The organism is Cupriavidus yeoncheonensis, from assembly GCF_905397275.1.
Classification (GTDB): Bacteria; Pseudomonadota; Gammaproteobacteria; order Burkholderiales; family Burkholderiaceae; genus Cupriavidus; species Cupriavidus yeoncheonensis.
This window is the reverse complement of the sequence record NZ_CAJPUY010000012.1, coordinates 60,588-72,055: the sequence shown is the minus strand read 5'-3', so window position 1 is coordinate 72,055 and position 11,468 is coordinate 60,588. Positions and strand designations below refer to the sequence as shown.

Sequence of the window (11,468 nt, the reverse complement as noted above, 5' to 3'; positions counted from 1 at the left end):
CTGTCGCCGCGCCTTCATGCGCCGTGCGGATCGGCCGCCGCGGTCGGCATGGCTTCGCGCCGCGCCGGCCTGCCGATCGGGGTCACATGCCACAGCGCAAAGGGCAGCCGCGCCGGATCGAGCCGGATGCGCTGGCGCTTGCCGTGCCACGCGAAACGGTGCTCGTCCATCAGGTCCTGCACGGCGACGCTGCCCTGGTCGGGCAGTCCCCATTCCCACAGCGGGATGTCGACGGTGGCTTCCTGCGCCGCGGACGGGTCCATGCTGATCGCCGCCAGCAGCACATCGTCGCCGAAGGTCGAGCCGGTGCCGGGGACGAAGCGCGCGAAATACAGCACCGCGTCATTGCCGGCCGGATAGATGCGCAGTCCCAGATGGCTCTGCAGCGCGGGATGACCCAGGCGGACCTGGTTCAGCCGCGTGATCTCGGCCACGATGTTGCCGGGCTGCTGCCAGTTGCGCGCGCGCAGCTGGTATTTCTCGGAGTCCAGGTACTCCTCGCGCTCCTTGCCGTCGAGCACCAGCGGTGCGGACTCGCACAGCTCGAAGCCGCTGTACATGCCCCACAACCCCGACAGCAGCGTGGCCAGCGCCGCGCGGATCAGGAAGGCAGGACGCCCGCCGCGATGCAGGAAGTACGGGTTGATATCGGGCGTGTTGACGAAGAAATGCGGCCGGAAGAATTCGCGCAGCGGGCTCTGCGTCAGCTCGGTCATGTACTCGGCCAGCTCGGCGCGCGTATTGCGCCACGTGAAGTAGGTGTAGGACTGGCTGAAGCCCAGCTTGGCCAGCCGCGCCATCATCTTGGGGCGCGTGAAGGCTTCGGCCAGGAAGATGGTGTCGGGATGCCGCGCGCGCACGTCGGCGATCATCCATTCCCAGAACGGCAGCGGCTTGGTGTGCGGATTGTCCACGCGGAAGATGCGCACGCCGTGCTCGACCCAGAACATCACCACGTCGCGCAACGCCTGCCACAGCGCCGCCGCGGCAGGCGCGGCCGCATAGTAGTCGACGTTGACGATGTCCTCGTATTTCTTCGGCGGATTCTCGGCATAGCGCAGCGACCCGTCCGGACGGCGCGTGAACCATTCCGGGTGCTGCCTGAGCCAGGGGTGGTCGGGTGAGCACTGGATCGCGAAGTCCAGTGCCAGTTCCAGCCCTGCCGCGGCGGCGGCAATGCGCAGGCGCTCGAAATCCTCGAAGGTGCCGAGCTGGGCGTGCAGGGCATCGTGGCCGCCGTCCCCGGCGCCGATCGCGTAGGGGCTGCCCGGATCGTCCGGCTGCGCCCGCAGGCTGTTGTTGCGGCCTTTCCGATGGGTCTTGCCGATCGGGTGGATGGGCGTGAAGTACAGCACGTCGAAGCCCATGGCGCGGATGGCGGGCAGGCGCACGATGACATCGTCGAAGGTGCCGTGGCGGCTCTCGTCGTTGCTGGTCGAGCGCGGGAACAGTTCGTACCAGCTCGCAAAGCGGCTCGCCAGCCGTTCCGCTTCCACGGGCATCGGCACCGGATGCCGGCTCGCGAACGGTCGTCCTTCGGGCTTCTGCATGGCCGCATGCATGGCCGCGGCGGCACGCGGCGACAGCAGGATTTCGAGCCGTGCGTGGTCGTCGCCGGCGCTGGCGGCCAGTTCGTCGACCAGCGCGGCCAGCTCGGGGTGGGGGGGCGTGCCGCCTTGCGCGGGCATCAGCGCATCGGCCACGAGGCGTGCCCCCTCCTCGATCTCCAGCGATACATCCACGCCTGCAGCGCGCTTCTTTCCGATCTCGTCGAGCCAGCTTGCAAACGTATCGCGCCAGGCTTCCACCGTGAACGCGTGGCGGCCCAGTCCGACCAGCGGGAAACTGCCGTACCAGCGGTCATTGACCACATGGCGCATCGGCGCTTCCTGCCAGGTGTCTTCACCCGGCGCGCGCCACAGGACGGCAGCGGCCAGCTTGTCGTGGCCATCCATCCAGATATCGGCGCTGACTTCGACGCGCTCGCCGACCACGCGGCGCACGGGGAAACGCCCGCCGTCGCAGGCGGGCTCGACCGCTTCGATGGCAATGCGCGGCGCCTCCAGCGCGGCCACCACACTGCCAAGGCCGCTTGCGGTGGCGGCATCGCCGGGCTGGGGCACGCGCGCGGCATACCGGGCGGGCGCGGTGACGGCGCGATAGAGGCGGATGTCTGCGGGTGCCAGCGTGATGTCGGCCAGCGCATCGAGCGCGGCGTCAGGGTCGAGGCTGCCGCCCGGGCCGCCGTCCGACGGTTCCAGTCGCGATGACGCGCGCGGCAGCGTCGCCAGCACGCGGTCGACCCCGAGCTTGCCGGGGTCCCTTGTGTCCGGGTTGACTACCACCGTCAGCGCAGATTCCGTCGGGACAGCGCTGTCGCCATCACTGCTGTCAGGTGCCTGCAGGCGCGCCAGCACGGTCAGCGCGGCGTCGGGTCCGCTCAGCAGCCTGACCGACACCGCGGGCGCGGGCGGACGCGTGGCCAGCCAGGCGTTGGCCTGCAGCACTTCATGGGTGATGTCGTAGGGCGCGCCGTCGCGGGCGCCGCCGTCGTCGGCCAACGGATCATGGGCCTTTGTGCCACCGGTCTCGAAGCCCGCGGGCACCAGCAGGCCGTCGCCGATCGCGGCGGCGGTCCACAAGGCGCGTCGCGCGGACAGCGCATCCTGGCTTGACGGCGACAGCGATGGCGCTGCCAGCACTCGCCCGAACACACGCAGGCGCGCAATCTCCTCGGTCAGCCACGCGCTGCGGAAGTCCCACCATGGCAGGGAGCAGAACGCGCCGTCGAACTGCCCGGGCACCAGGTCGTCAAGCTGTGCCGGCGTCAGGCCCGGCGTCCAGGCCAAAAAGAGGGGACGCGGGCCTTGCGGCGCGATGCCGTCGCCGCGCAGCGCGGTAGTGAGCGTGGCCCAGTGCCGGCCAGGCACCCGTGCCGGCGCGCGCAGGCAGAAGCCGGCAACGCCGGCCGCGAGCGCGGCGCGCAACGGCGTGGCCCACCAATCCACCAGCGCGGCAGCCACCGTGGGCGACTGCCAGCGCAGCCGCAAGCCGGGCAGGTGGTTGTCGGTATCGTGTGGCGCAAAGGCTGGCGCGGCACGATCGATCCATGCCGGGTCGATGCCGGTGCCACTCTCCGCACTCTCCGGATAGCGGTCAAGCGAGATGTCGAGCAACGGCGTCAGGCCGTGTCGCGCACTATCCGCGCAGAGTGCCGCCAGCGCGGACAGCGTGTCGCGGCTCCCCGGCAGGACGGCGGAGCGGCCGGACAGCAGGACATGGTCGAATCCCAGCGCTGCGACGCGCCGGAGCGCGTCGTGCTGTGCGTCGGGAGGGTCGGTGATTCGGTCGATATTGAGCAGGCAGATCCGCACGTAGCATTCCCTTGGCTGGTTGGCCAACACGGGCAGGCAGACATCCGGCCCCGGCAGAGGCCCGCATGCCCCGCATCCCCAGCGGAGTGAAACTGAACAGAGCCATGCGAAGCGCGTGCCAAGCGCTGCACGGGCCTTCGAATGGGCCGGCGTATCCGGCGGCGTATCCGGGTATGGGCAAGGAGAATGGCCGAGTTCGCGGCCGCAAGCGCGCCACGGCTGCGACGGTGCGGCGTGTAATAACTGCAGGCCGCGCCGCGGCCATTGCAAAAATTGCCCTGGCCTCGCGGCGCGTGCGCTTCTTGCCACCACGGCGGGGCGACTCCCGGCCGGGTACGGTTCATGCGGGGTCCGGTGCCGGACAGGCACGGGGAGAGCGCATGCAGGACTGGCTGGAAGCGATGCAATGGCCGGCGATGGCGGCCACCGTGCTGGCGACGTGGCTCGTCGGGTCCCGCTCGGACGCGCGGCGGCGCGCCGGATTCTGGGTGTTCCTGCTCAGCAACATCCTGTGGATTGCCTGGGGCTGGCAGGGCGACGCCTACGCGCTGATCTTGCTGCAGGTGGCGCTGGTCGCCATGAACGTGCGCGGCATGCGCAAGGCGGACAAGGCCTGGCACGACACGGCCCGCGCGGGCGCCCGGCGGCCGGGGTGAGCATGGGCGTCGCGCGCCCTACGGCACGGAACGCCCCTTTTGCTCATACGGCGCCTTGATTACTGCTTGGGCAGCGGATCAGGGGAATCTCCCTTCGGGCCGCTTGGGGCCTCGGCCGTAGGCGCGGGCGGCGTGCCTTGCTCGCGCGGCTTCTTGTGGCGAGCGGTGGTGCCCGATGGCGTGCTGGACTTCTTGGCCTTGTGCGTGGGCTGGTCCGTTGCCATGCCGGTGCCACTGTGCATGTCCGTTGTGGCGGGTGCTGTCGCGCCGGGCGCTGTCATGGCGGGCGCATTGCGCGTGCCGCCCGCGCCTTCCGGGGCTGGCGGGGCGCTTGGGTTCGGCGCATTGGGCGATGCCGGCGCTTGCTGGCCAAAGGCGGGCAGGCAAAGCGCGGCGCCGATCACCAGCACAGTGGTGGCGAGGGTCCGTTTCATGTCGGTCTCCGGTTGTCGTCAGGCGACGAAGGTACGGCGCTGGTGTTCTGGCAGCCACGGCTGGTGTCGCCACGTCGGGCCAGTTCGCAGTAGTGGCACAGCCGCCCCAGCGCCAATCGGCGGCGGCCTCGCGCACGGTGATTCGCCGCATGCCGTGCCGGGCACCGGTCCGGGCGCGGATTGTGGCGCGACAGCAGGTCGGTGCTGGTGCCGGCCCCGGGGCGTACTCATCGTCCGGACCAGCGGGAGACCGACGTGCCGTTGACTTTGTCGGCGTTTTCAACCGGGTGCCGCGATGCTGGCGTCGCTCCCTGGTCGTTCGCATGGGCCTGCGTGGCGCGGCCACCGGTCGCGGATGGCTTCTTCGTTTCGCGCACGAACGTCAGATCGCCACTTCGCTCCAGCACGACCCGGGTGACGCCCTCCAGCGTTTCGGCCTGCAACGACGCGCGCAGACTGGCCTTCAGGTCTTCCTCGCTGACCATGGCTTGCGCGATGCGCGCCCGATCAATTTCGCCGTGCTCGACCACGTCGATCGCGTATCCGCCCGTGATGCGGTCGAACGCGGCGTAGCGCGACGACAGCCATCCGACCGCCCGATGCATCAGCACCAGCACCAGCGATGCCGCAAACGCCGTCGGGAAGGCGGTCGCGCCGATGATGGCGCGCGACAGCACGGCGCCGAGCAGCAGCACGACGCACAGGTCGAACGCGGTCTTCTGGGCGAACGCGCGGCGGCCCGCCACGCGCAGCAGCAGCCAGGTGGACAGGAAGACGATGATGGCGCGCACCGCGCCCTGCCACCACGTGAGCGGGTCGCCTTCGCCCATCAGGGCGAGCATGAGGCCGGTCAGGGAATCCATTGCGCATCGCCTGCGTTAACGATGACTGACGCGGCGGCAGTTTCCGTGCCAGCCGTATCGCGCACATCGCCGCTCGCAACGGGCGCTTAGAGCGGGGCGGGCAGAAGAATGTACGTGCACAGGCGCACGGGATCTTGTAATTCCTGCCGCCGCGCGCGACGGTACCTGCGCCGGGCAATATGGCGCCCATCTTGCTTGGAAGGACCTTGTAAGGACTGATCCCGCAGTGAACCGCCGGAGACAGACATGGACCGAAGCCGCCGACCCGCCAGACCGGACGTGCCATGGGACGCGCCATGGCGTGAAGCGCCGCAACCGGATGACACCGACATGCGCAGCCATTACGTGGGCGCCTATGGCGTCTTCGACTACGACCAGCCGGTGGATCCTGCGGAGTTCCCGGGGCCACGGGATGAAACTCGGCAGCGGCAACTGCCGCCGGACAGCCACGAGTGGGCGCAGGCCTATCAGCAGTTCACGGGGTTCAATGAGCGCGTGTCGCGTAGCGGGCAGGGGACTCCACCGCGCTACCGGCCAGTGGGGCCGCGCGGGTATCAACGCAGCGATGCGCGGATCCTCGAGGACATCTGCGACCGCCTGACGCGCAGTGGCCGCCTCGATGTGCGGGACGTCGAAGTCCGCGTGGACAGTGGCGTGGTCACGCTCGAAGGAAGCGTGCCAGACCGCCTGCAGAAGTACCGGGTCGAGGATATCGCGGACGACGTCTTTGGCGTGCGCGACCTGTTCAATCGCCTGCGCGTTAGCCGTGGCGGACAGGGCAAGCCGTCCTCCTGAATCAGAAAGGCGGGTGCCCCGGCATCGCCCGGTGCGGCCGGCTCCCGCAGCAGCGCGGCCTAGCCGGCAATGGCGCTGAGGTCGCGGCCGGCGTAGCTGCTGCGCGCCCGGACGCTACCGTCCTTTGCATGAATCAGCAGCTCAACCTTTTTGCGCCGCGCGAGCGCGGTGGCAGCCTGGATCGCCGCCTCCTGCGTCGCGTGGTGGGATTCCGCGTAACGCGCACCTTCGTGAATGACGTCCCAACCATTTCCGTAAGGCACGACGTGTAGGTTGCTGCCCATCTCTGTCTCCTGAGGCGCCGAGGCATGCGCCGACAATGCCATTGTGGCCTCATTTTCGCCACTGTCTATCGGTCACCCTCTGACATGCCAGGAGCAGCAAGGGCGACTCGCGGGCGAAAATTTCTGGTCATTTAGGCTTGCTCTTGTAAGCTGGACTGGGATCGCCTGTTAAAGGAGCTAGCCATGCGTGCAAGATTCGCGCGGGGACTGACTCAGTCTCCAGTCACTGTGGTGGCCCGCGCTTTCGACGGCGATGTCGGCTGGATGCCCCGGATCGGGGACCTGGTGACGGTCTACAGCCAGGACCAGGACACGGAGTTCGATATTCGCCTCAGTGAAGTCGTGTCCTCAGGGCACTGGCGGGGCGTGGTCTATGCGATCAGCCGCGGCCAGGAAGTCCTGGTCACCGCGGAAGGCCTGGAGATCGACGACGTGGTGGAAGTCATGCGCGAGGAGATCGCCGCAGTGATTCCGTGCAGCCATCCGCATTGAGAAGGCAAACGCGCCCGGCGGCAACGCAGCGGGCGCATGTCCGGAGCGGCCACGCGGCCGTCAGGATGGATCCGGCTGACGTGGCACGCCCAGCCACATCGACAGGCCGCTGACCAGCAGCAAGGCGGCCAGCAGGTACAGCGCATTGTCGAGGCTTCCCGTCTGCACCTTGATCTGCCCGATCACCCATGGGCTGACAATGCCGCTGGTAATCCCCACGCTGCTGATGAACGCGATGCCGGCCGCTGCGCCGCTGGCGGGCAGGTGGCTCGGCGGCAGCGACCAGAACACCGGCAGCGCGGCAAAGATCAGCACCGCGGCCACGGACAGGATGGCCAGCATCGCGGCCAGGCTCTGCAGGTGCAGCGTGAGCGCGGCCAGCGCGAGTGCGCCGCCGGCCGTGCACAGCAGGAAATGCCGGTGGCGCTCGCCGCTGCGGTCCGAATGCCGCGCAATCAGGATCAGCCCGACCGCGCCCACCGCATTGGGCACGACCGAGTACAGGCTGATCGAGACCACATCGGTGACGCCGAAATCGCGGATCATCAGCGGCATCCAGAAGCTCAACGCCAGCGAGCCGCAGGTCAGCGAAAAGTAGATGAACGCGAACAGGTAGACGCGCGGGTTGCGCAGCACCTGCAGCAGCGCCTGCAACGAGTGCGCCTTGACGTCAAGGCTTTCGGTGCGGGCCCGTGTCAGGAATGCCTTTTCGCTGTCGGTGAGCCAGCTGGCCTGGCGCGGTTCATCGACCAGGATGAACGCGGCGAGCACGCCGAGCACGATGGCGGGTGCGCCTTCGATCGCGAACATCCACTTCCAGCCCTGCATGCCGAGCACGCCGGCCATGTCGCGCATGATCCAGCCCGACACCAGGCCGCCCAGCACGCCGGCAACCGCAACGCCGGCGAAGAAGATCGCCATGACCGCGGCGCGGCGCCTGGCCGGGAACCAGTAGGTCAGGTAGAGCACGATGCCGGGAAAGAAGCCTGCCTCGAACACGCCAAGCAGGAAGCGCAGCAGGTAGAACTGCGTCGGCGAGGACACCGCCATCATGGCGACCGAGGCCGCGCCCCACAGCACCATGATGCGCGTGAACGTACGCCGTGCGCCGAAGCGTGCAAGCAGCATGTTGCTCGGCACCTCGCACAGCACGTAGCCGACGTAGAACACCGCGGCGCCCAGGCCGTACATGGCGTCGCTGAAGCCCAGGTCCTGCTTCATCTGCAACTGGGCAAAGCCGATGTTGATGCGGTCCAGGAATGAAACCACGTAGCACACGAACAGGAACGGGATCAGGCGCAGCCAGATCTTGCGGTACAGCGCGTCTTCTTCATGCGCGGCGTAAGCGGGGGCCGCAATCGCCCCTGAGGCCAGATTGCTCATTGCTTTGTCTCCGGTGTAAGCGCCGCCCGCGCCGGCCTTTGGCAGGCCTTCGCTACGGGTTGGGCGGGAAGGGTCGGGGCACGCGTCGCGCGTGCCCCGCAGGGTCAGCTTGCGGCGGCGGTGTCGCCGGCGATGCCTTCGCGGGCGGCCTGCATGGCCGCGAGCAGCACCTCGTGGTCGCCGATATGATTGGCGAGCAGCAGGATGAGCTGGGCATTGGCGGCCTGGCTCTGCGCGTCGTCCAGGTCGCGGTGCATGTCGATCAACGCTTCGTAGAAGTCGTCGGGACGGGCCAGGTTGGGCTGGGTATTGAGCGTGTGTGCCGCGGATTGGCTGGGCATGGCGTGGTCTCCGTATTCTGTGGGGGCGGCCTGTTGTCCGTCAGGCCTTATGCCGCCATGGCGGCCGGTTGCTGTGCACTGCCGGGCAGGTGCGCGCCGCTCGCGCGGGCCAGCGCGTCGCCGATGCATTGCGCATCGATGCGGCGCCAGCGTGCGCAGACATGCTGGTCCGGCCGGATCAGGTAGAAGGTGCCCGGTGCGGCGCTGTAGCGCTGCGCCGCAAGCCCTTCATCATCGCGCAAGACCGGGCTGGCGGACGCGGGCTGCGCCGGCGTGCCGATGAACACTAGGCGAATCGGCAAGCCGGACTGCTCCAGTTGTTCGAGCGCGACGCGGCTGTCGCTGTCGAGGCTGTCCGGCGTGCCGAATACCAGCCCGGTGAATTCACCGCCGAGATGCTGGAGCAGCCAGCCCGCGCCATGCGCATCGGAAACCGGAGCGTCCACGCAGGCCGCGCCGGGCACCATGGCGCCGCCGAGGCCGTCCGCGTCGGGCGTGTTGAGCGGCGATCCGTGCAGCACCGCTGGCACCGATAGGCGGCCGCTGTTGACCAGGCCGCGCGCAAAGGCGTGGCGACGGGACAGGCCCAGCACGGCATCGCGGAACAGGCGGCTGACCGGGCTTTTCGGCGTGATGAAATCCGTCGCGCGGGTGGAGTTGAGGAGGTTCTCGTCGGCGGCGTACTCGCGTTCGCTCGCGTAGGTGTCGAGCAGCTTGTCCGCGGCACGGCCTTGCAGCACGTAGGCGAGCTTCCAGGCCAGGTTCTCGGCATCCTGCACGCCGCTGTTGGCGCCGCGCGCACCGAACGGCGAGACGCCGTGCGCCGAGTCGCCCGCGAACAGCACGTTGCCGTGGCGGAAGCTGTCCATGCGCAGGCACGAGAACGTATAGACGCTGACCCATTCCAGCGTGAACTTCGCGTCAGGGCCCAGCAGTGCCTGCACGCGAGGGATCACGCGCTCGGGCGTCTTCTCCAGGACGGGGTCGGCATCCCAGCCGAGCTGGAAGTCGATGCGCCAGACATTGTCGGGCTGGCGGTGCAGCAGCACCGACTGGTTCGGGTGGAAGGGCGGGTCGAACCAGAACCAGCGCTCGGTGGGAAAGTCCGCCTCCATCTTCACGTCGGCGATCAGGAAGCGGTCCCTGAAGGTGCGGCCCTTGCTGTCCAGGCCCAGCAGCTGGCGCACCGGGCTGCGCGAGCCGTCGGCCGCCACCACGTAGCGGGCGGCCAGCGTGTAATGACCGTCCGGCGTTTCGATCGTCAGCGCGACGTTCTCGTCGGCCGTCCCGGCCTGGCGTCGTTCGAGTCCGACCACCTTGTTGCGCCAGCGGATCTCGATGTTGGGCAATTCCAGCGCACGATCGAGCAGGTAGCCTTCGACGTAGTACTGCTGCAGGTTGATGAAGGCGGGGCGGCGATGGCCCGCCTCGGGCAGCAGGTCAAAGCTGTAGACCTGCTGGTCGCGCAGGAACACGCGGCCCACGTTCCAGCTTACGCCGGTGTCGACCATGCGCTGGCCGCAGCCCAGGCGGTCGAAGATGTCCAGCGTGCGCTTGGCGAAGCAGATGGCGCGCGAGCCGGTCGACAGGGTGCAGTCGTCGTCGACCAGCACCACGCGCACGCCACGCTGGGCCAGATCGATGGCGGTCGCCAGGCCGATGGGCCCGGCACCGACCACGACGACAGGATGGACCCTGCCGCCCGCTTGCCCGTCGCGCTGTTCCGCGCACGGCTGGTACTCGAATGACAGGCGCTGGTAATCGATGGTCATGCCTATGTCTCCGTCCACTCTCGTTCAGTCTTATGTTCCGTCCTTGCGTCCCTCTGTCCTTCCGTCCGCGGGTCAGTCCTGCAGCGCGGCCCACATGTCCTTGTCGCGCTGCGCGGTCCAGATGCGCGGATGGCGGATGCCGCTGGCTTCGTCGTAGGCGCGCGAGACGTCGAACGGCAGGCAGTGCTCGTAGATGAAGACCTGGCCGAACTTCGGGTCCATGGCGCGGCGCGTGTGGGCCATGGCCGCCTTCAGGTCAAGCTTCTCGTCCACGGCTTCCTTGCCGGCCTGGAACAGCGTGGTGACGAAATCCTTGGTGTAGGCAATGCCCCTGCCGACCTCCTCGGGCGTGGTCAGCGCCGGACCGCGGCCGGGGACGAGCTTCTCGGGCTGCAGCGCGGCCAGCGCGTCGAGCGTGGCGGGCCAATCGGCGAGCTGGGCGTCGCCGCAGTAGCAGGCCGCGTCGTACTCGACCAGGTCGCCCGAGAACAGCACCTTCTGCGACGGCAGCCACACCACGGTGTCACCCTTGGTATGGCCGGAGCCGAGGTGGGCGATGCGGACTTCCAGCTTGCCCAGGAACAGCGTGATTTCCTTCTCGAACACCAGCGTGGGCCAGGTCAGGCCCGGCACGGTCTCGACGCCGGCGAACAGGCGCGGGAAGCGTTCGATCTCCGACTTCATGTCGGCCTCGCCGCGCTCCACGATCATTTCGTAGGTGCCGCGGCTGGCGATGATCTGCTGCGCGCCCTCGGCGAAGTACGCGGAGGCGCCCAGGACGCGCACTGCATGGTAGTGGGACAGCACGACGTACTTGATGGGCTTGTCCGTGACCGAGCGGATCCTGGCGATCAGGTCCTGAGCCATGGCCGGGGTGGCCGTGGTGTCGATGATGATCACGCCATCGTCGCCGATGATCACGCCGGAGTTGGGGTCGCCTTCGGCCGTGTAGGCATAGGCGTTCTCGGATAACTGGGTGAAGGTGATCTGCTTGGCTTCCAGGTCGGCCTGGGATGCGAATGCCTTGCTCATGCTGTCGGTCCTCTTTATGGGGGGCGGGCGGGACAGCGGCAC

General features: G+C 68.4%; 11 protein-coding genes. 3 read left to right on the top strand and 8 right to left on the bottom strand.

Going from position 1 to position 11,468, the window contains the following annotated elements; genetic code table 11:
• Positions 1–14: 14 nt before the first annotated feature.
• Entirely contained in the window at positions 15–3,374 is a 3,360-nt protein-coding gene (locus KHO22_RS17470; protein WP_211948421.1) for an alpha-1,4-glucan--maltose-1-phosphate maltosyltransferase, read from the bottom strand.
• A gap of 380 nt (positions 3,375–3,754) precedes the next feature.
• Here KHO22_RS17470 and KHO22_RS17465 point away from each other — a divergent pair, with 380 nt between their 5' ends.
• Complete coding sequence (locus KHO22_RS17465) at positions 3,755–4,030, top strand: hypothetical protein (RefSeq protein WP_211948420.1); 276 nt, start codon at positions 3,755–3,757, stop codon at positions 4,028–4,030.
• A gap of 59 nt (positions 4,031–4,089) precedes the next feature.
• Here KHO22_RS17465 and KHO22_RS17460 read toward each other — a convergent pair whose 3' ends face one another.
• A complete protein-coding gene (locus tag KHO22_RS17460) occupies positions 4,090–4,464 on the bottom strand; it encodes a hypothetical protein (RefSeq protein ID WP_211948419.1) in 375 nt (124 codons plus the stop codon).
• A gap of 227 nt (positions 4,465–4,691) precedes the next feature.
• A complete protein-coding gene (locus KHO22_RS17455; RefSeq protein ID WP_211948418.1) occupies positions 4,692–5,306 on the bottom strand; it encodes a DUF421 domain-containing protein in 615 nt (204 codons plus the stop codon).
• Positions 5,307–5,573: 267 nt separating this feature from the next.
• On the opposite strand from KHO22_RS17455, the gene KHO22_RS17450 reads away from it, so the two are divergent.
• Complete coding sequence (locus KHO22_RS17450) at positions 5,574–6,122, top strand: BON domain-containing protein (RefSeq protein ID WP_211948417.1); 549 nt, start codon at positions 5,574–5,576, stop codon at positions 6,120–6,122.
• Positions 6,123–6,181: 59 nt separating this feature from the next.
• Here KHO22_RS17450 and KHO22_RS17445 read toward each other — a convergent pair whose 3' ends face one another.
• The gene (locus KHO22_RS17445) at positions 6,182–6,406 is read right to left on the bottom strand and encodes a DUF2188 domain-containing protein (protein ID WP_211948416.1); all 225 of its coding nucleotides are present in this window, start codon (positions 6,404–6,406) and stop codon (positions 6,182–6,184) included.
• Positions 6,407–6,589: 183 nt separating this feature from the next.
• Between KHO22_RS17445 and KHO22_RS17440 the strand changes: the two genes are divergently transcribed.
• Positions 6,590–6,898: a hypothetical protein gene (locus tag KHO22_RS17440; protein ID WP_211948415.1), complete on the top strand. Its 309-nt coding sequence runs from the start codon at positions 6,590–6,592 to the stop codon at positions 6,896–6,898.
• A 60-nt stretch (positions 6,899–6,958) separates the two neighbouring features.
• Here the strand turns inward: KHO22_RS17440 and KHO22_RS17435 are convergent, their stop codons facing one another.
• The 4 genes from KHO22_RS17435 to KHO22_RS17420 all read right to left on the bottom strand — a co-directional run bounded on the left by KHO22_RS17435 (position 6,959) and on the right by KHO22_RS17420 (position 11,426).
• Positions 6,959–8,281 carry an MFS transporter gene (locus KHO22_RS17435; protein WP_211948414.1) on the bottom strand — a complete coding sequence of 441 codons (1,323 nt, stop codon included), beginning with the start codon at positions 8,279–8,281 and terminating at the stop codon, positions 6,959–6,961.
• 104 nt (positions 8,282–8,385) lie between these two features.
• The gene (locus tag KHO22_RS17430; RefSeq protein WP_211948413.1) at positions 8,386–8,622 is read right to left on the bottom strand and encodes a DUF2783 domain-containing protein; all 237 of its coding nucleotides are present in this window, start codon (positions 8,620–8,622) and stop codon (positions 8,386–8,388) included.
• Between the two features lie 47 nt (positions 8,623–8,669).
• Positions 8,670–10,394, bottom strand: a complete 1,725-nt coding sequence (locus KHO22_RS17425; protein ID WP_211948412.1) for an FAD-dependent oxidoreductase — start codon at positions 10,392–10,394, stop codon at positions 8,670–8,672.
• 72 nt (positions 10,395–10,466) lie between these two features.
• Positions 10,467–11,426 carry an MBL fold metallo-hydrolase gene (locus KHO22_RS17420; protein ID WP_211948411.1) on the bottom strand — a complete coding sequence of 320 codons (960 nt, stop codon included), beginning with the start codon at positions 11,424–11,426 and terminating at the stop codon, positions 10,467–10,469.
• Between the last annotated feature and the right edge of the window lie 42 nt (positions 11,427–11,468).